The sequence below is a fragment of the Fluviicola sp. genome (assembly GCF_039596395.1).
Classification (GTDB): domain Bacteria; phylum Bacteroidota; class Bacteroidia; order Flavobacteriales_D; family Crocinitomicaceae; genus Fluviicola.
Window position 1 is genome coordinate 211,043 of the sequence record NZ_JBCNJT010000003.1, and the last position, 17,465, is coordinate 228,507.

Genomic DNA, 17,465 nt, shown 5'->3' on the forward strand with positions numbered 1-17,465 from the left:
GGATTTTCACCAATGCTTTTTATTGATCTAATTTTTTCCACGATTTCCACAATATCTGGATGTCGCGCAACACCGAATATTCGCGTGCGTACAACAAATCCAGTTTGGATTTCAGATTTTCGTCCAAACCGCTTAATTGGTCGGTCGGAGTAAGGATTCCCTTCTTGATCTTGGGTAATTGTTTGTTGGATAAATTGCCCGGATCATTATAGGAAACAACGGTTTTTCGCCCGCTGATCAGTTTCAGAATATTTCCCAGGAACTGGAGTTTATTTTTGTAAACCCAGATGATCAGGGGAGAAGTGAGCAGCAGCAACATGCCCGTCAGGAAATCAAACAGGCGCTTTTGTCGCTTTTTGGCCGGCTGACTGATCGCGTTGATCTCCAGGATGTAAAGATCTCCGGCTGTTTCAATCGAGTTGGAACCGATCAGGTACTGACTGTCGGGCTGTGCAATTTTATAATCTACCGAAACATCCGGAATGGCCGTCATCCAGTGAATAATATCAGCAGCACTCAAATCTTTGGCGCAAAAGATAATTTCATCGATGTTGTGTACCCGCGCAATTTGTTCCAGTTGATCGATCGATCCGAGTGAATCTTTTCCATGGTTCTCAGTCAGTGAAACCGAAACGATCTGAGCGATCTTGGGCTGTGTTTGGTGCAACAAATGCGACACGCGTTCGAATTCTTCCGGCGAACCCACAATGGCAAAATTGGCATGTTTGCGCCCGTTGATAGTAAAGCGCTTTCCGATTGCCAGGTGAAGAATACAGCGCGAAAGGATGTAATAAGCGATGGTCCAGCCTGCTCCCAGTAAAATAAACAAGCGTGAGAACTGCCATTCTTTCGGGAAAAGTGCATAGAGGATCAGGATAAAAGCCGTTCCGATCGCTCCGCCGAAAATGAATTTCCGGAAGGTAATGGGCTGATCGTATCCGCCCTGCAATGCCACGGAAGTCATCCAGATGAAGGTGTAAACCAGGATCAGGATATTGGTGCTTTGTTCGGGGAAATCAATTTGTGCCTGCTGCCAGTAATTGGTCAGGGCAAACAATCCCAGTAACAAATACAAGGTATCGAAAACCGGAAGGGTAATCTTGCGGATAAAACGCATCCCGATTGCCAATCCTGCGCGGAAATAAATGGCGGAATTGATCAGGAAGGAGAACAGGCGCGCATTTTTCTGGGAAAAGTGTTTGCGCGCAAAGATGACCATCGCCCGGTAAAACACGAACACGTAGTTGACCGAACTCTTCTTGGTACTTTCTCCTTTGTAATGGATAATCCGCGTTTCCGGGAAGTAAACGTTTTTATAACCTCCTTTGATAATGCGGTAAGACAAATCGATGTCTTCCCCGTACATGAAAAATGCTTCGTCCAGCAAACCTACTTTGTCCAGGGCTTCCTTGCGCATGAGCATAAACGCACCGGAAAGGATCTCGATTTCGTTGGTTTCAAATTCGGACAAATAGCCCAGGTGGTACTTTCCGAAGATTTTCGACTTGGGGAAAATGCGGGAAATACCGAATATTTTGTAGAATGCAACCGCCGGTGTAGGCAAACCTCTTTTGGATTCGGGAAGGAAAACTCCTTTTCCGTCAACCATTCTAACGCCCAATCCGCCCACTTCCGGGTGTTCGTCCATGTATTTCACTACTTTGAACAAGGTATCTTCCTCGATCACCGTATCCGGGTTCAGAAGCAGCTGATAATTGCATTCGGAGATTTCCATCGCCTGGTTGTTCGCTTTGGAAAATCCTTTGTTGTCTTTGTTGGCTATGACCTTTACCCAAGGAAATTTCTCGCGGACCATTTCCACGGAGCCATCCACCGAATTATTGTCGACCACCCAAACTTCCGCCGGTTCCTGTTTCATAGCTTCCGAAACGGAATTCAGGCATTGCTCCAGGAAAAAGACAACATTGTAGTTGACTATGATAACAGCAATTTTCGGAGCAGAATGGGTCACAATTACGCGAGGGTATTAGTATGTTATTTTACGGCAATACAAGAAATCTCAATCGGAACGTTCATCGGCAACTTCGAAACTTGTACGGTTTCTCTTGCCGGAGGCACGTCCTGGAAATATGAACCATAAACGGCGTTCATCTCGGAAAATTGCCCTAAGTCGGTCATGAAAATGCTGCACTTCACTATGTGGTTCAATGTAAGCCCGGCTTCCTGCAATAAAGACTCGATGTTTTTCAGGATGCGGTGCGTTGCTTCTTCAATGGATCCGACCTCCAATTCACCTGTAAACGGGTTTAAAGGAATCTGGCCACTGACGTAAATAGTGTCACCGCTAACAATTGCCTGACTGTATGGCCCGATCGGAGCAGGAGCTCCCGGGATTGTAATTGCCTTTTTCATCGATTCTTTTTTGCAAGTTTAGTAAATTTGGGGCACATGCGGTTTTTATTAGTAGATAACTTCGATTCCTTTACCTATAACATTGTCCATTACCTGGAACAATGCGGGGTAACAGTAGATGTGGTTACAAACCTGGATGTCGATCCTTCCTCGCCGAATGAATACGACGCACTGGTGCTTTCTCCCGGTCCGGGCCTGCCGCCGCAGGCAGGGAAACTGATGGAAGTCGTTGCCCGGTCATTCGTACAAAACATTCCTGTTTTAGGAGTTTGCCTGGGAATGCAGGCTTTGGCTATTCACACCGGCGATTCTGTTTACAACCAGGAAATTGTCAAGCACGGACTGGCAGAAGAAATCCAACTGGTGAAAAAGGATTCCCTTTTTTATGCGCAAATTCCCCAAACTTTTGAAGTGGGCTTGTACCATTCCTGGGCCGTGCGATTGAAGGAAGAATCACCGTTTACTCCAACTGCTTTTTCGGAAACCGGAGTTTTGATGTCGATGGAAATTCCCGAAAAGAAGATTTATGCCGTTCAATTTCATCCCGAAAGCATTCTCACTCCCCACGGATTAAAAATGATTGAAAACTTCGTGGAAATTGTCAAAAGTGATTCATTCGCTGGCCAGTAATTCCTGAAGTTGAGCCTTCGTCTGTTGCCATTCTTCGGGAATGATGCTGAAATACGCCGAATTCCGGGTTGTTCCGTTGTCCCGGACCATGTCGTTTCGCAGAATACCTTCAAACTGTCCGCCGATTTTTTCAATGGCTTTCCGGGAACGCAGGTTGTTTTCATCCGTTCTCAATTGAACGCGTTTAGCCTGCAATTCTTCGAAGCAGAAAGTGAGCAGTAAGTATTTGCATTCCGTATTGATATTCGTTCCCCAGTAATCCGGATGAAGCCAGGTCCAACCGATCTCCAGTTTTTGATGGTTCTCCTGGATGTCTAAAAAGCGGGTGCTGCCAATGAGTTGCCCGTTTTCATTCAGCTGAATCACAAAAGGATATTGAGTTCCACCTTCACGGTCGGCGATTCCTTGTTCCAAACTGGTTTTCAGTTTGTCCTTATCGCTTCCGTCTATGGCATAATGCTTCCAAATGCTTTTGTCCTGCGCCAATTCAACCAACTCAGCGATATGTGATTCGTTCAAAGGAACCAGACTTACATGCTGTCCCTTCAGCAACGCAGGATGTTTTATCCAATTCATTGCGGTTTCGGATCGGAATAATTACAATAAACCTGGATGGCTTTTCCCTGCTCGTTTAATTCGAATACTTCTGCTGCCAGTCTGCCGTTCACCGATGTATAGTAGATCACCACGGTGTTGATGCCGGCAAAACAATGATGAAACCGGAAGTGCAAATCAGGATAGCTGTTCAACCCGATCTCGAAGTATTTTTTTAAATCGTTTTTGTTCGTGATGACTCCGGTTTCATTGAATTTTAGAAGCGGAATGAATGGAGAATAGAAGGTTACGTCGTCTGCATAGTGGGATAAGATGTCCTGGATATTGTGTCCGTTCCAGGAACTGATCCATTCCTGCGCAAATTTTTCTGCTGTTTGTGTATCCATCTGTTTCAGTTTAGAATGTTTAAATACTGTTTAAAGTTACCTACTAATTCTTTATTTTGCCGGGCTATGATCCGGGCAATTTGCGCCAGATGGGTCATATCGTGTGCTGTCCAGGTAGAAATAAGGTTTACCAGGCTCACTTTCCCGATGACCGGGTGAGTAGCAGTCTTCAAAAAATCTTCTTCCTTGAGGTCGTATTGCTTTAATTCACGGATGGCATTTGCCCGGAGCTGATCGAATTGGACCAGCAGTTCCCCGAGCGAATGGTTTTTTGCCTGTTCCATATGGGCCTGCATGTCCATCGGTGCAAAGACCGTTTCGGGACTATTGAGCACGATTCGTATTCTCGGCAGCCAGTTTGTTTGTTCGCATTCGATCAGGTGCGCCACCACTTCTTTTACGGTCCACGTGTTTTCTCCTTCGTTGCGGTCGGTCCAGTCGTCACTCAGGTTATGCAATAAGGTGGAAATAACGACCGGTGTATTCGCGATAATTTCCAATGATTTGTCTAATGAGAATTCCATAAGCTTGTTTTTTAATTCACGTATTCGCCATCATTTACTAACTGGTACGGCTGTTTAATCTCTTCCGAATACCGGTTGAATATCGCTTCACTGGTGTCGGCCGGTTGATAGTATGGAGAAGCGAACTTTTCGTAGTGAATGGGAACCAGTTTTTCGGCATGCAGCAATTTGGCCGCGTTAAATGCCTGTTCTGGAGTCAGTGAAGCAGGAACGGTGCTGTATTCCAAACCGGCCATTTGAAAGTTGACTACTGCACCATTGACCGGCAGGAAGGCAAAGTTTATGTGTGGGTTTTCTTTGCCTAATCGCCAGAACTGATTGTGCCAGATAGTGTCGCCACCGTGGAATAATTTGACGCCATTAAAATCCACAATCCAGGCAGTTTGTTCTTCACCGATTCCATCCAGGGAATAGACCGCTTTAAACGTAATCCCGTTTTCGCCGAATGTTTCATTGTTATCCAGCAGAATGTAATCCCGGTTGAGTTTGGCAATTGCTTTTTCGTGTTTGGTGTAAGCGATAATCTTTCCGCCAGGATTTAAGCATTTTTCAATGACTTCCTTGTCGAAATGGTCCAGATGCAAATGCGTAAGGAGGATGTAATCTGCTTTTAGCGTATCTGAAAAACGGATTAGGGGAGTTAACGGAGCTCCCAAAATTTGAAAGTAGGGAGTGAAATTTTCCACTGCATCGATCAGGACGGTTTTATCGCCGCATGTTACTGCTATTCCCGCCCAGTTTAGCTTCCGGATTTTCATGACTTGTCCTTGTTTAGAAATTCGTCGGTGAAATGCCCGCGCTCTTTGGGTTTGGAAAATTTCTCCGCATTGAAATCGGTTGATTTTCCTTTCGGAATGGACAGCGATTCCCAATTTTCCGCACACAATTTACCGATATAAACTAACTGCCCGATGTGATACGGGTAATGAGCTAATTGCCGGTTGATGGCTTCCAGGACAGTATGCCCCTGGTTGCGGATGTATATGATTTTTTCGAGGTCTTCTTCTTTGAGCGATTTAAGGGTATTCAGAAACACGTTCCAGCCTTCGTTCCATTTTTCAACCAGTTCTTCTTTGTTTTGAAAGTCGTTTTCAAATTCAGCGTCACGGTTGCGCCAGTCCTTTTCTCCGTCTGTTGTCAAAAAGTCGGTCCAGCGACTCATCATGTTCCCCCAAAGGTGCTTTACAATGATCGCAATGCTGTTGCTGTCTTCGTTGTATTGCCAAAACAGCTTTTCATCGGGGATTTGGGCAACAGTTTTTTCGCCCAGCATTTTGTAGTATTCAAATTGCTTGATGACACTTTCTAAATAACTTGTATTCATAGCTGTTGATCTTAGTTTGTTTTGAACAATTCGAATATAATGAATAATACCGATCGGTATATTAAAGAAGGGAAATTATTTTCGCTTTCAATAATCTGTTGCAACAGGTTCATTCTTTTTCAAATTCCGGTTGTTTTGAAGATTAAAATGAGATTAGAATTGCGCATCGGCGTGTTAATTCTTATGCATTCATAGAAAAAAGTCCTATATTGGGTTAAAATTTGAAACTATGAAATGGATAACCACATCATTATTTCTGTTGTTTTTTGTAGTTGCCAAAGCGCAGTCTTGCGTGGGTGTATGGATTACAATTGACGACAAAACAGGCAAGAAAAAGTCGAAAGTGGAGCTTTACAAGAAGGATGAGAAACTTTACGGAAAAATCACCTATCTGTATCCGCGCGAAGGAAGAGAAGACAATCCGAAGTGCAAGAAATGTACGGACGACCGCAAGGATCAGCCGCTTGTTGGTTTGCAAATTATCCGCGGATTGAAATGGGATGGAGGAGAATGGGAAGACGGAACGATCGTGGATCCTGAAAACGGAAAAGTGTATACCTGCGCCATTTGGATTGACCGTGATGATTTTACCAAATTGCACGTAAGAGGTTATGTGGGGCCGTTCTACAGAACACAAACGTGGATAAAAGCAGATTAAACGGAAATTATTGAATACAAAAAACCCCGACGTCAATCGTCGGGGTTTTTTATTTCGTTGAAAGTTGTATTACGCAGCTTTCTTCTGGCAGCAAGTTCCACCTGATTTTTCACCAGCGCAAGTCCCTTTTTTAGTTCCTTTTTTCTTCTTACCTTTTTTATCGTCGTGTTTAACGATAGAAACCGTTGTGTTATCTGCAGCGTAAGTAGCGCTCACAGAACCTACGAACATCAATAAAGTCAATGCAACAAATGCTTTTTTCATGATTCAAATGTTTTAATTTGCTTAAAAATACAATTAATATTAGAATGAGCCAAGCTTCGTTAACTTAGCTTTAACATCCTGGTCGATTTTAACATCTAATTTCGTGCCAAGCGGTAAAAAGACATCCACACGGGAACCGAATTTGATAAACCCGAATTCCTGGCCCGTTTCAGCCGTTTGACCTTCCTTTGCATAGTAACAGATTCTTCTTGCAACAGCACCGGCAATCTGGCGGAACAATACTTCCTGTCCGGATGAATGTTGAACCACCACCGTGCTTCGTTCGTTATCCGTAGAGCTTTTCGGATGCCATGCTACTAAGAAAAGCCCTTTGTGGTATTTCACGTACTTGACAATTCCGCTGATCGGGAAGTAATTTGCATGCACGTTTAGCGGCGACATGAAAATAGAAACCTGGATACGGCGGTCTTTAAAATATTCGGTTTCTTCCACTTCTTCGATCACCACCACTTTTCCGTCAGCCGGACACAAAATGTCTGAATCTGTAAAAGTAAACGTGCGTTTCGGGATCCGGAAGAATTGTATCACTAAATAAAGCATTACCAATGCTCCGGCAGATAATAATAAGAATAACCAAAGCCATTCTGTTTTTGTATACAGCCAGTAATTTCCCCATTGGATCAAGCCCAAGATGATTACTGCGATGATGATTGTAGTTGTTCCTTCCCTGTGGAGTGTCATGTTTTTGTGTTAACTAATGAGTGCCAAAAGTACGTATAAAACGGGAGCTACGAATAGCATTGCGTCAATTCGGTCCAGAATTCCGCCGTGACCCGGGAGAATATTTCCGGAATCTTTGATGTTGATGGAACGTTTCAGCTTGCTTTCAAAAAGATCGCCCAGCGTAGCTAAAATACTGGCCAAAACAGATACTCCGGCAATAGCCAGGGCATTTTTGGTAGTGAAAGATCCCACGAAATAAAGAATGGCCAGCATGACAAGTGCAGCGCCGATCATTCCACCGATAAATCCTTCGCGGGTTTTCTTGGGAGAAACGCTTGGAATCAATGGCGTTTTCCCGAATAAACGACCGAAAACGTATGCCAGTGTATCGTTCAGATAAATCGGCAATAACACGATCAGCAGCATTTGTTTGTCGAACTGGTTGGTCAGCGTGTATGCTATTGCTAAAGTCCACATCGGTAAAACCGGGTAGAAAAAGTTGAATACAAACGGGCTTTTGAATACAAAGTCGATCTTTTCTTTTGTGAAGATCCAGAAAGACAGAACAATGATCGTTACGATCAGGATTCCCCAAAGAATCAACGCAGCAGGAGTTTTAAGAAAGAAATCCCAGGCCGGGTTGTAGAGTAAGGGATAGAAGTCTTTTGCTGTTTGGATCAAAAGCGGCATGAACAAAGCGGTTACCAATAAAAGAGCCGGAAGTTTCATCGTGTGTTTATACGGGCTTTTCTTGCTCATTTCCGATAATTCATGGGTTCCGAGCATGGTAAACACATAGAAAACAAGATTCAGGATATTGGCATTGTTTCTCACATCGTATACGAAAGGAGTGAAAACCACCATCAAAAATAAAGCCCCGAAAACGGAGCGTATCAATACATCTTTCATAGAAAAAAATACCCCATAGCACATGTAATTCTGCTATGGGGTTATTTTAAAGTTTATTACTCTTCTGAATTGTTCGAGTTGTCCAACGGTTCAATCGTCGGATTGATGATATTTGAGTCCTGATCCGTTTTAGTGTCTTCGTTCACCGGGTTCTCAGGATTGATATCAATAGTCGAATCGTCGCTTGGAGGATTGTTGATCGCTGTGTTCACTTCTTCTTCAGAATTCCACAGGCGTTTTCCGAAGATTTCTTCCAGGTCTTCCTTGAAGATCACTTCTTTTTCCAAAAGCTTATTCGCCAAAGCAGTCAGCTTGTCCTTATTCTCGGAAAGAATATTTAACGCACGCTGGTATTGCTCTTCGATCAGTTTACTCACCTCTTCGTCAATGATACGTGCTGTTTCATCCGAATATGGTTTTGTAAACGCATCACGTCCCTGGGAATCGTAGAAGGAAATATTTCCTACACGTTCGTTCAATCCGTAGATGGAAACCATGGCGTATGCTTGTTTGGTTACTTTCTCCAAATCGCTCAAAGCTCCCGTAGAGATTTTTCCGAACATCAATTGCTCTGCAGCACGGCCTCCCAAAGCAGAACACATGTCATCGAGGATTTGCTCCGTAGTGGTGATTTGTCGTTCTTCCGGCAAATACCACGCTGCTCCCAATGAACGTCCGCGAGGTACAATCGTTACTTTTACCAAAGGATGCGCATGTTCCAGTAACCAGGAAGTGGTTGCGTGACCCGCTTCGTGGAAAGCAATGGCGCGTTTCTCTTCTTTGGTAATGATCTTGTTTTTCTTTTCCAATCCACCGATAATACGGTCAACGGCATCTAAGAAATCCTGTCGTTCAACAAACTTCTTGTTCTTACGCGCTGCGATCAATGCAGCTTCGTTACACAAGTTTGCGATATCCGCTCCGGAGAATCCCGGTGTTTGCTTGCTCAGGAAGTCGATATCCATGTTCTTATCCAGCTTCAACGGCTTTAAGTGAACCTGGAAAATTTCCTTCCGTTCATTCAAATCCGGCATGTCTACATAGATCTGGCGGTCAAAACGACCTGCACGCATCAAAGCTGCATCCAGTACATCTGCGCGGTTGGTTGCTGCCAGAATGATTACCCCGGAGTTTGTTCCGAAACCATCCATTTCTGTCAATAGTTGGTTCAGGGTGTTTTCGCGCTCGTCGTTGGAGTTGAATCCGTTGTTTTTCCCTCTTGCACGACCGATCGCATCGATCTCGTCGATGAAGATGATGGCAGGTGCTTTTTCTTTTGCCTGTCGGAATAAGTCACGCACACGGGATGCTCCGACCCCTACGAACATTTCCACGAAATCAGATCCGGAAAGCGAAAAGAAAGGAACTTTTGCTTCACCTGCTACGGCTTTTGCCAATAAGGTTTTACCGGTTCCCGGAGGGCCTACCAATAAAGCTCCTTTTGGAATTTTAGCTCCCAATTCGGTGTAGCGCTGCGGACTTCTTAAGAATTCCACAATTTCCTGGATCTCTTCTTTTGCTCCTTCCAAACCTGCAACATCTTTGAATGTTACGTTGGTGGATTTTCCTTTTTCGTAAACCTGCGCACGGGATTTCCCGATGTTGAAGATCTGGCCTCCGGCACCGCCACCTCCGCCTGACATACGTCTCATGACGAACACCCAGATCAGGACGATAATCAGAATCGGTAACAGGAAACCGATGATCGAACCGAAATAATCGCGTTCTTCAACCGGTGGAGCAGAAACAGTTGCTTTTCCTTTGGCTACCAAACGCTCGTTGATTTCATCCAGTTTGGTTTCAAAATTTCCAGCATCCACGATATCAATAGAGAAAACCGGTGCACTTTTTTGAGTGAAACCGTTGCTTTTCTTTTCCAGCGCCTTCTTAATGAACTTTAATTCACCTTTCGGATTCGGATTTGCCTTGATGGCCTTTTCACCGGCTTCGTTGATCTTGAAGTCAACACGCTTGTAGTTTACAATACGTGCGTCAGCAATCATGCTGGAATCCGCCAGGGAATAAAAGGTGTTGATGTTACGCAACTGAGCATCTGAAGAACCATTGTAGTAAGCTGCAACGATGATTCCCAATACGATTACTGCATAAATCCAGTAGATCGCATAAGGATTCCTTTTCGGTTTGTTTGAATTGTTATTTTCAGCCATAATTAATTAATTCAAATTTGGAATATCTGTTCTGATAGCATCTGACCAGAGATCTTCCAATTCATAAAAATGTCTTGCATCCTTGTAGAAAATATGCGCTACAACACTTACATAATCCAGCAAAACCCACTCGGAAGTTGTTTTTCCTTCCTGGTGCCAGGGTTTTTCCTGTAATTCTTTACGGGTGTGTCTGGTTACAGTTGAGGCAATACCGTCAACCTGCACGCTGGATTCCCCGGAGCAAATGACGAAAAAGTCTGTAACTGCACTTGAAATGTTTCGTAGGTCTAATACAACGATGTCTTTCGCTTTGTTTTCTTGCATACCCTCAACGATAGCGTCGCAAAGTACTTTAGAATCTATGTCCTTTTTTAATTTATACATTCGTAAATTTGTAAGTACAAATCTAAGCATTTATTAGCTTGATTTGTGTGATTGTTAAATGCAAATACTTGTTAATAAAACATGATTGGTCAACAAATTATCCAATTACATGAGGTAGACTCCACCAACAATTATGCTGCCAAGCTACTTTCGGAAGGTAAACTGACGCATGGAACTGTAATTTTGGCAGAGCACCAAACAGCCGGGAGAGGGCAAAGAGGAAGAAACTGGCAGTCTGTGGGCGCTAAGCAGTTTACAGGAACCTATTTCCTGAAAACTGATTTTTTGTCAGTTGACCACTTGTGTTACCTGAATATGGCCATTGCACTGGCTGTTCGCGACATGGTACAGTCGTTTACGCGCAGGAAAGCTGCTATCAAATGGCCGAACGATATTTTTATCGGGAACCAGAAAATTGCCGGGATTTTGATCGAAACAAATTGGAAAAACGGACGGGTAGAAGGAGCAATCGTAGGAATAGGAGTAAATATTTCCCCGGTACAAAGCGTGGGTTATGCAACTTCTTTGGAAGAACTTTCTGGGAAATCTCCGGATGTACTGAGTGTTCTGGACGCATTGAGCAAGTCTATGAACGAATATTACCACTATATCCAGCAAGCGGATTTCGACCGGTTGAAACACACTTATGAGTCCTTTTTATGGAAGAAAGACGAAGAAATTACCCTGGAAGAACGTCAGAATCCGGTTCCGTTTACCGGAATTATCCGTGGAGTGGACCAAATCGGGAATTTATTGGTAGAGAAAGATGGTGTGGTATTGATCTATCACAACCAGGAATTGAATTTTGAAGCGAATTACGGGAAAGCAATTCCGAATTCATAAAAAAAACAGTAGGGACGCGAGGCATCGCGTCCCTACGATAATGTATTTTTATTCAAATTGTTTTTGAAGATTTTTCGTCATTACCCCAAACAGGTTTGACAGTGGCTTTTCAACCATCATTTTCATGAACATGTTGATGTGTGCTTCGAATTCAAGATGACCTTCACAGGTTGCGCCGGTTTCCTTCAGAATGATTGATAAAGTATATTTGAACGGTGCTTTTTCACCGGATTCCATCACGATTTTGGTATACGGTTCTTTCGATACGTAGATCAAAGGAATTACAATTCCTCCCTGTGCTTTGAAAGAACAGCCTTTTTCATCCGCCTGGAAATCCGAGATCTTATCCTGAGGCAATAAATGCTGGAAGTTCTTTGCTTCCGAAAGAAATTCAAATACTTTTTGTGCCGAAGCATTTACCGGTGAAGCATCCGTTTTTAATAACATATCCTTAGTTTTTCCAATTGTCAGGATTGATTTTCCATTCACGTAACGAATCTATGTCAGAATCTGTCACGTAATCAGATTTCAATGCCTGGTCAATCAGGTGGTCGTAATCTGTCAATGTAACGAACGGACATTCTGCATTTGCGAAGTTTTTCATGGAGATATCAAAACCATAGGTAAAGATTGCTACCAGTCCTTTTACTTCCAGGCCTGCTTCTTTCAATGCTTTCACAGCCTGCAAGCTGCTTCCGCCGGTAGAGATCAAATCTTCGATAACCACCACACGCTGACCTTTCTCAAAATGACCTTCGATCATATTTCCCATTCCATGTGCTTTCGCCGAACTGCGAACATAGATGAAAGGAATTCCCAATTCCTGCGCCACCAATGCACCTTGTGCAATTCCTCCTGTTGCAACTCCTGCAATAATATCCGGTTTCCCGAAATGTTCCAGGATGGCATCTGCGTATCCCTGACGAATGTATGTTCTGATTGCAGGAAAAGAAAGTGTAATCCTGTTATCGCAATATATTGGGGATTTCCAACCTGAAGCCCATGTAAAAGGAGAATTTGGTTGTAATTTTACTGCTTTAATTTGTAGCAAAAATTCCGCTACTTTTAGTGCTCGATCTTTATTTAAAATCATACTGCAAATGTACAAAGTTTTTATGGATAATTCGGTTATTGAATTTTTGGATTCGTCGGAAAAAGTACCTTCCAAGAGGTATGACCTGGTCCGTAATTCCCTGGAAAATGATTTGTCTATCCTCCTGGATGAGTTTGATTTTTCCCGTTCAAACGGTTGTTTGTTAGTGATTTATGAAGATTTGGAACTGGCGCTGAATAAAGTTTTCCACGGGTATGAATTTATGGATGCAGCCGGAGGAATAGTAAAGTGTGATCGGCGGTATTTATTTATTGAACGACATGGAATGTGGGATATTCCCAAAGGAAAACTGGACTCAGATGAGCAACCCTGGGAGGCAGCGGTTCGCGAAATTGAAGAAGAATGCGGAATTTCAGGGCCCGTGATCGATCACCTGCTGGGAATTACTTTTCATACTTATTCCTACATGGGAAGGCCAACGATCAAGAAAAACTGGTGGTATGCTCTTAATTATTCCGGTTCCATGGAGGTGTTTCCGCAGGAAGAAGAATCGATTACTCAGGCGATCTGGATCGAAAAAGAGGAGTGGAAAATGATCCGTGAGAATACCTATGATTCGATTAAAGAGGTGTTGGATATGGCAGCGGATTTTTAAATTATCAATGATTAAATATCAATTGTCAAAGGGGCACATCTTGCTCATTTAAATCGCTGAGAATTGATAATTAATCAATAATGCGGTGTTTCTGCGCAATTTTTACGGCTTCGATTTTGTTGTGTGCCTGTAGCTTGCTGTAAATATTTTCGATGTGTTTGCGGACTGTGGAAGGGGAAATGATCAGGTTTTCGGCAATTTGCTTGTAGTCCATTCCTTTGCTCAACTGGTTCAGCACGTCTATTTCACGGGGAGAGAGTTCCGGTTTTTCAAGGTCGGATTTGAGCTCTTCAGGTTTGAGCGGATTTCTTAATAATCTCAGTGCTTTCAGTGCGATTCCGGATGACATGGGAGCTCCGCCTTCTACAATGGATAAAATACTTTGAAGCAGGATACGCGGATTTTCGTCTTTCAATAAATAGCCGTTTGCACCCGCAAGGATTGCCTGGAAGATGGATTCTTCGTCATCGAGCACAGTCAGCATAATGATTTTGATGTGCGGATAGCGTTCGGAAATAATCCGTGTGGTTTCGATCCCGTCCATTTCGGGCATTTGAATGTCCATAAGGATTACATCCACGGTGGTATCTTCAGCAAGCTTTTCAAGAAATAATTTCCCGTTGAATGCATGGAATTTAAATTTCAATTCTCCCGGGAAAAGGGCTAGTTTTTCCTGGATGGATTTAGCTAAAAAAGCGTTGTCTTCGGCTACTGCAATTCTTATCATGATTGAGTTCAACTATTCAAAAGGTTCTAAAAGAGTTCAAAAAGTTCAATTAAACGATTCAACTTTTGAACTTCTCACAAAAGTGAAACCTTTTGTGAGATTATCCAATACGTCAAATGCCGAATGTACATGAAATCGTGGTTCCATTTTCTGCGGTCTTCAGTTCAAATTCACCGGCCATCTGTTCGCAGCGGTAGCGCATGTTTTGCAATCCGTTTCCGCTCCCGTCTTTGGTTTTCATTCCTTTTCCGTTATCACTGATGGAAACGGCAACCTTATTCTGCTTTTCTTCCAGCAAAATCCGGATTGCTGTCGCTTCTGCATGTTTTAAAGTGTTTTGGATCGATTCCTGGATGATGCGGTACAAGTTTAGCAATTCCGTCGATTTTAAGGGGTAATTCTCCCGCAATTGATTGTTGATCTCAATCGGAAGCGGAATTTTACTTTTGATACTTTCCAGTCGTGTGAGAAGTGTTTGAATGCTTCCGTCTTCGGAATTCATGGCCCAGATCGTGCTTCGCAATTCCTGCATGGTATTCCTTCCGAAATCGCTGAGATCGTGAAGTTTGGAATTCAGTTGCTCGTTTGCTTCGTCGAGATAGGAAAGATTGTCGATGGAGGAGATCAGGTAAGTAATCTGCGATCCCACATTGTCGTGTAATTCCCTGGAAATACTGAGTTTTTGATCGTTCAGTTGTTTCTCACGCAGGTAATGTTCTTCCTGTCTGGTACGGATCAGTTCTTCTTTGGCGATTTTCCGTTTGTGCCGGAAGAACAGGAAAACTACTACGAATAGCAGTAGCAAGGTCACGGAAACTCCGAGCCAGATTGCCTGGTACAATTGGTTTTTGGCATTTTTGGCTTCGCTTTCTGCCAAGGCACGCTCGTTCTTTTCCAACTCGTATTTCCCGAATACATCTGCAATGAGCTCATTTCCCTGGAAAATAGAAACACTGTCCTGGTAGTTGTTTTTCAGAACTAAATATTCCGAGGCTTTCTGGAAGTTTTTCCGTTTGAGTTCCAAATCGGCCAATCCGTTGTAGGCATTCATGATCTGCCTGTAGGATTTGGTTTCCTTCACCAGTTTCAACCCGTAATTCAGGTAGAAATCAGCAGAATCGGTTTGATTCAGGTCTGCAAAAGAGTTCCCGATATTCACGGCGATGATTCCTTCACCGGTTTTGGAATGCAGTTTTTTGTAGAGCTTTAAGGCCTGCTGGTAATATTTGAGGCCGAGGTCGGTGTTTTTGGCGGCACGTTCTACCACTCCCAATCCCTGGTAAACCATTGCAAGTTGTTCGGGCTGGTTCATTTCTTTGGCGATCGGAACTGCCTTCAGGTACATTTCACGTGCTTTATCGAATTGCTTCAATTTCTGGTAACAGGATCCCAGGTTGCCGTAGTTAGAAATCTGGACCAATTTATTATCCGTCCGAATGGCAATTTCATGCACGTCCAGCTGCATTTTCAGTGCTTCCTTTATAAAACCTCCCGCTTCCAGTACGTTGGCACTGTTTTGATAAATCTGCAACAAGGTGTTTTCGTCACCGAGGATCTTTGCAAAATAAATCGCGCGATTATAGGATTGCTGAGCTTTCTTGTATTGACCCAATTCGTAGTAGCCATTTCCCAATTTCGCGTAAGAAGAGATCATGCCAGTGGTATCCTGTAAACGCTTGCGGATTTCCAGTGCTTTGTAATTCAGTTCCACCGATTTTTGGAAATTCCCGGTGGTGAGAAAAGGCATGGAGTAATCGTTGTAGGTATTCGCCAAAAGAGCGTCGTCGTTGAGTGTTTTTGCCAGTTTCAGGGATCTGGACCCAAACCCGATTGCTTTTTTGGCATCCGAACGAAAGTAATAGAACGTAAGGTCGTTGAGTAGCTGCACTTGTTCTTTTCCCTGTTTTTTAGGAATCAAACGCTCCAGCGAATCCAGCTGTTGCTGTGTTTGTGCCATTAAAGATCCGGTGGTGAGGAACAGGATGCAACCGATCAGTAACTTCATGAAACTCTTTTTGAATGGGTTACGAAAATAATTAAAATGTTCAAAGAGTTCAAGATTGTTCCAGGAGTTCAATCTTATTGGGGGTTTTGAACCTGGAACTTTTTAAACTTTTGAACACCTCCGGGCGGTTAAAAATTTGCATTTAATTTTTTGTTAATTAAACAACCATTCGAAAAAGAGTTCGTATTCTTGTATAGTTAAAACTCACCGACGATTAAATATCGGTATCTAAAGAAAAACACATGAAAGTAATAGCAATTCTGGCAGTTTCACTGATCTCACTTGGATCATTTGCACAAACAACAACTGATAAAGCGAAAAAAGACGTAAAAACTGAGGCGACTAAATCTCCTGTAGCTTTTAAAACTTTGAAAATCGAAAGAGCAGAAATCCCTTACGATTCCAAAGAGCCATTCATCTTCGAATTCAAAAACAACGGGAAAACTCCTTTGATTATTACGAATGTTCAGACTTCTTGTGGTTGTACTGCTGCTGAGAAACCAACTGAGCCGATCGCTAAAGGAAAATCTTCTAAAATTGTTGTGAATTACGATACTAAGCGTGTTGGTCAGTTCACTAAAACAATCACTGTTACTACAAACGCTTCTACTGAGCCTATTATCCTGACAATTACAGGAAAAGTATTGCCTCAGGAAGCACCGGCTGAAACTCCGAAGACAAACTAAGATAGATTATTCAGAAATAAAAAACCCCGTAGCAGAATTACATTCACTACGGGGTTTTTGTTTGAAAGGACTTTATTAATCCTGGATTTCAATTGCAAGGATGCGGTCACCTTGTCTGATATCATCCACGATGTCAATACCATCTGTTACTTTTCCGAAACAAGTATGATTGCGGTCCAAATGTGCCGTGTTGTTTCTGCTGTGGCAGATGAAGAACTGGGATCCACCTGTGTTTCTTCCTGCGTGAGCCATGGAAAGTACTCCACGGTCGTGGAATTGATTTCCTCCTGTTAATTCACAATCAATTTTGTAACCCGGTCCGCCTGTTCCAGGCATTCCTGTTGCTCCTTCACGTGAGTTCGGGCATCCTCCCTGGATTACGAAATCAGGTAAAACGCGGTGAAACGTCAAACCGTCGTAAAATCCTTCTTTTGCCAGTTTCACGAAGTTCGCAACTGTATTCGGTGCATCTTCCTGGAAGAAGGTCACACGCATATCTCCCTTTTCGGTACGAATAATAGCTTCCATTATTTTCTTTAAAAATTTATACAAAGATACTCTATAATTGAGAATTGAAAATGTGAAAATTCAAAAGGAAATTAAACAGAGCAGGCGTACCGTTTTGAAAATAACTCA

General features: G+C 43.0%; 22 protein-coding genes. 5 read left to right on the forward strand and 17 right to left on the reverse strand.

Annotated features, from left to right (window positions below; all coding sequences use genetic code 11):
• Positions 1–19: 19 nt before the first annotated feature.
• Both ABDW02_RS16220 and ABDW02_RS16225 read right to left on the reverse strand, forming a co-directional pair.
• Positions 20–1,972: a glycosyltransferase gene (locus tag ABDW02_RS16220; protein ID WP_343636353.1), complete on the reverse strand. Its 1,953-nt coding sequence runs from the start codon at positions 1,970–1,972 to the stop codon at positions 20–22.
• Positions 1,973–1,995: 23 nt separating this feature from the next.
• The gene (locus ABDW02_RS16225) at positions 1,996–2,373 is read right to left on the reverse strand and encodes a RidA family protein (protein ID WP_343636356.1); all 378 of its coding nucleotides are present in this window, start codon (positions 2,371–2,373) and stop codon (positions 1,996–1,998) included.
• 36 nt (positions 2,374–2,409) lie between these two features.
• Here ABDW02_RS16225 and ABDW02_RS16230 point away from each other — a divergent pair, with 36 nt between their 5' ends.
• Positions 2,410–3,003 (forward strand): aminodeoxychorismate/anthranilate synthase component II, encoded by a 594-nt coding sequence (locus tag ABDW02_RS16230; RefSeq protein WP_343636358.1) that lies wholly within the window; start codon positions 2,410–2,412, stop codon positions 3,001–3,003.
• On the opposite strand, the gene ABDW02_RS16235 is transcribed toward ABDW02_RS16230, so the two are convergent.
• Genes ABDW02_RS16235 through ABDW02_RS16255 form a run of 5 tightly spaced genes read right to left on the reverse strand, consistent with a single transcriptional unit; the run spans position 2,986 to position 5,792 of the window.
• Positions 2,986–3,579 carry a GNAT family N-acetyltransferase gene (locus tag ABDW02_RS16235; RefSeq protein ID WP_343636360.1) on the reverse strand — a complete coding sequence of 198 codons (594 nt, stop codon included), beginning with the start codon at positions 3,577–3,579 and terminating at the stop codon, positions 2,986–2,988. The two genes, ABDW02_RS16230 and ABDW02_RS16235, sit on opposite strands and share 18 nt — an antisense overlap.
• On the reverse strand, positions 3,576–3,944 hold the full coding sequence (locus ABDW02_RS16240) for a nuclear transport factor 2 family protein (RefSeq protein WP_343636362.1): 369 nt from the start codon (positions 3,942–3,944) through the stop codon (positions 3,576–3,578). Before ABDW02_RS16240 ends, ABDW02_RS16235 begins: the two co-directional genes overlap by 4 nt.
• Before the next feature lie 5 nt (positions 3,945–3,949).
• A complete protein-coding gene (locus tag ABDW02_RS16245; RefSeq protein WP_343636366.1) occupies positions 3,950–4,468 on the reverse strand; it encodes a DinB family protein in 519 nt (172 codons plus the stop codon).
• Between the two features lie 11 nt (positions 4,469–4,479).
• Positions 4,480–5,226, reverse strand: coding sequence for an MBL fold metallo-hydrolase (locus ABDW02_RS16250; protein WP_343636368.1), 747 nt, complete (start codon positions 5,224–5,226; stop codon positions 4,480–4,482).
• Positions 5,223–5,792, reverse strand: a complete 570-nt coding sequence (locus tag ABDW02_RS16255) for a DUF1572 domain-containing protein (RefSeq protein WP_343636370.1) — start codon at positions 5,790–5,792, stop codon at positions 5,223–5,225. The genes ABDW02_RS16250 and ABDW02_RS16255 overlap by 4 nt, the downstream gene beginning before the upstream one ends.
• Before the next feature lie 229 nt (positions 5,793–6,021).
• Here ABDW02_RS16255 and ABDW02_RS16260 point away from each other — a divergent pair, with 229 nt between their 5' ends.
• Positions 6,022–6,450 carry a DUF2147 domain-containing protein gene (locus ABDW02_RS16260; protein WP_343636372.1) on the forward strand — a complete coding sequence of 143 codons (429 nt, stop codon included), beginning with the start codon at positions 6,022–6,024 and terminating at the stop codon, positions 6,448–6,450.
• Between the two features lie 69 nt (positions 6,451–6,519).
• On the opposite strand, the gene ABDW02_RS16265 is transcribed toward ABDW02_RS16260, so the two are convergent.
• The 5 genes from ABDW02_RS16265 to rsfS are packed head-to-tail and all read right to left on the reverse strand — an operon-like array spanning position 6,520 to position 10,859.
• Positions 6,520–6,714 (reverse strand): hypothetical protein, encoded by a 195-nt coding sequence (locus tag ABDW02_RS16265; RefSeq protein ID WP_343636374.1) that lies wholly within the window; start codon positions 6,712–6,714, stop codon positions 6,520–6,522.
• 39 nt (positions 6,715–6,753) lie between these two features.
• Complete coding sequence (locus tag ABDW02_RS16270; RefSeq protein WP_343636376.1) at positions 6,754–7,416, reverse strand: phosphatidylserine decarboxylase family protein; 663 nt, start codon at positions 7,414–7,416, stop codon at positions 6,754–6,756.
• Positions 7,417–7,425: 9 nt separating this feature from the next.
• On the reverse strand, positions 7,426–8,307 hold the full coding sequence (locus ABDW02_RS16275) for a phosphatidate cytidylyltransferase (RefSeq protein WP_343636378.1): 882 nt from the start codon (positions 8,305–8,307) through the stop codon (positions 7,426–7,428).
• Positions 8,308–8,363: 56 nt separating this feature from the next.
• Entirely contained in the window at positions 8,364–10,475 is a 2,112-nt protein-coding gene (gene ftsH / locus ABDW02_RS16280; RefSeq protein ID WP_343636380.1) for an ATP-dependent zinc metalloprotease FtsH, read from the reverse strand.
• Between the two features lie 6 nt (positions 10,476–10,481).
• Positions 10,482–10,859, reverse strand: a complete 378-nt coding sequence (rsfS, locus tag ABDW02_RS16285) for a ribosome silencing factor (protein ID WP_343636382.1) — start codon at positions 10,857–10,859, stop codon at positions 10,482–10,484.
• Positions 10,860–10,940: 81 nt separating this feature from the next.
• Between rsfS and ABDW02_RS16290 the strand changes: the two genes are divergently transcribed.
• Positions 10,941–11,702, forward strand: a complete 762-nt coding sequence (locus tag ABDW02_RS16290; RefSeq protein WP_343636384.1) for a biotin--[acetyl-CoA-carboxylase] ligase — start codon at positions 10,941–10,943, stop codon at positions 11,700–11,702.
• Positions 11,703–11,750: 48 nt separating this feature from the next.
• On the opposite strand, the gene ABDW02_RS16295 is transcribed toward ABDW02_RS16290, so the two are convergent.
• Entirely contained in the window at positions 11,751–12,149 is a 399-nt protein-coding gene (locus tag ABDW02_RS16295; RefSeq protein WP_343636386.1) for a hypothetical protein, read from the reverse strand.
• A 4-nt stretch (positions 12,150–12,153) separates the two neighbouring features.
• Complete coding sequence (gene pyrE / locus ABDW02_RS16300; RefSeq protein WP_343636388.1) at positions 12,154–12,795, reverse strand: orotate phosphoribosyltransferase; 642 nt, start codon at positions 12,793–12,795, stop codon at positions 12,154–12,156.
• A gap of 7 nt (positions 12,796–12,802) precedes the next feature.
• On the opposite strand from pyrE, the gene ABDW02_RS16305 reads away from it, so the two are divergent.
• Positions 12,803–13,411: an NUDIX domain-containing protein gene (locus ABDW02_RS16305; RefSeq protein WP_343636390.1), complete on the forward strand. Its 609-nt coding sequence runs from the start codon at positions 12,803–12,805 to the stop codon at positions 13,409–13,411.
• Between the two features lie 70 nt (positions 13,412–13,481).
• Here the strand turns inward: ABDW02_RS16305 and ABDW02_RS16310 are convergent, their stop codons facing one another.
• Positions 13,482–14,138 (reverse strand): response regulator transcription factor, encoded by a 657-nt coding sequence (locus ABDW02_RS16310; RefSeq protein WP_343636392.1) that lies wholly within the window; start codon positions 14,136–14,138, stop codon positions 13,482–13,484.
• A 112-nt stretch (positions 14,139–14,250) separates the two neighbouring features.
• Positions 14,251–16,143, reverse strand: a complete 1,893-nt coding sequence (locus ABDW02_RS16315) for a tetratricopeptide repeat protein (protein WP_343636394.1) — start codon at positions 16,141–16,143, stop codon at positions 14,251–14,253.
• 242 nt (positions 16,144–16,385) lie between these two features.
• Between ABDW02_RS16315 and ABDW02_RS16320 the strand changes: the two genes are divergently transcribed.
• On the forward strand, positions 16,386–16,829 hold the full coding sequence (locus ABDW02_RS16320; RefSeq protein ID WP_343636396.1) for a DUF1573 domain-containing protein: 444 nt from the start codon (positions 16,386–16,388) through the stop codon (positions 16,827–16,829).
• Positions 16,830–16,904: 75 nt separating this feature from the next.
• Here ABDW02_RS16320 and ABDW02_RS16325 read toward each other — a convergent pair whose 3' ends face one another.
• On the reverse strand, positions 16,905–17,357 hold the full coding sequence (locus ABDW02_RS16325) for a peptidylprolyl isomerase (RefSeq protein WP_343636398.1): 453 nt from the start codon (positions 17,355–17,357) through the stop codon (positions 16,905–16,907).
• Between the last annotated feature and the right edge of the window lie 108 nt (positions 17,358–17,465).

Coding starts and splice junctions, on each gene's coding strand:
- ABDW02_RS16225 (WP_343636356.1), bottom strand. CDS start 2,373: ATGAAAAAGGCAATTACAATCCCGGGAGCTCCTGCTCCGATCGGGCCA.
- ABDW02_RS16230 (WP_343636358.1), top strand. CDS start 2,410: ATGCGGTTTTTATTAGTAGATAACTTCGATTCCTTTACCTATAACATT.
- ABDW02_RS16235 (WP_343636360.1), bottom strand. CDS start 3,579: ATGAATTGGATAAAACATCCTGCGTTGCTGAAGGGACAGCATGTAAGT.
- ABDW02_RS16240 (WP_343636362.1), bottom strand. CDS start 3,944: ATGGATACACAAACAGCAGAAAAATTTGCGCAGGAATGGATCAGTTCC.
- ABDW02_RS16245 (WP_343636366.1), bottom strand. CDS start 4,468: ATGGAATTCTCATTAGACAAATCATTGGAAATTATCGCGAATACACCG.
- ABDW02_RS16250 (WP_343636368.1), bottom strand. CDS start 5,226: ATGAAAATCCGGAAGCTAAACTGGGCGGGAATAGCAGTAACATGCGGC.
- ABDW02_RS16255 (WP_343636370.1), bottom strand. CDS start 5,792: ATGAATACAAGTTATTTAGAAAGTGTCATCAAGCAATTTGAATACTAC.
- ABDW02_RS16260 (WP_343636372.1), top strand. CDS start 6,022: ATGAAATGGATAACCACATCATTATTTCTGTTGTTTTTTGTAGTTGCC.
- ABDW02_RS16265 (WP_343636374.1), bottom strand. CDS start 6,714: ATGAAAAAAGCATTTGTTGCATTGACTTTATTGATGTTCGTAGGTTCT.
- ABDW02_RS16270 (WP_343636376.1), bottom strand. CDS start 7,416: ATGACACTCCACAGGGAAGGAACAACTACAATCATCATCGCAGTAATC.
- ABDW02_RS16275 (WP_343636378.1), bottom strand. CDS start 8,307: ATGAAAGATGTATTGATACGCTCCGTTTTCGGGGCTTTATTTTTGATG.
- ftsH (WP_343636380.1), bottom strand. CDS start 10,475: ATGGCTGAAAATAACAATTCAAACAAACCGAAAAGGAATCCTTATGCG.
- rsfS (WP_343636382.1), bottom strand. CDS start 10,859: ATGTATAAATTAAAAAAGGACATAGATTCTAAAGTACTTTGCGACGCT.
- ABDW02_RS16290 (WP_343636384.1), top strand. CDS start 10,941: ATGATTGGTCAACAAATTATCCAATTACATGAGGTAGACTCCACCAAC.
- ABDW02_RS16295 (WP_343636386.1), bottom strand. CDS start 12,149: ATGTTATTAAAAACGGATGCTTCACCGGTAAATGCTTCGGCACAAAAA.
- pyrE (WP_343636388.1), bottom strand. CDS start 12,795: ATGATTTTAAATAAAGATCGAGCACTAAAAGTAGCGGAATTTTTGCTA.
- ABDW02_RS16305 (WP_343636390.1), top strand. CDS start 12,803: ATGTACAAAGTTTTTATGGATAATTCGGTTATTGAATTTTTGGATTCG.
- ABDW02_RS16310 (WP_343636392.1), bottom strand. CDS start 14,138: ATGATAAGAATTGCAGTAGCCGAAGACAACGCTTTTTTAGCTAAATCC.
- ABDW02_RS16315 (WP_343636394.1), bottom strand. CDS start 16,143: ATGAAGTTACTGATCGGTTGCATCCTGTTCCTCACCACCGGATCTTTA.
- ABDW02_RS16320 (WP_343636396.1), top strand. CDS start 16,386: ATGAAAGTAATAGCAATTCTGGCAGTTTCACTGATCTCACTTGGATCA.
- ABDW02_RS16325 (WP_343636398.1), bottom strand. CDS start 17,357: ATGGAAGCTATTATTCGTACCGAAAAGGGAGATATGCGTGTGACCTTC.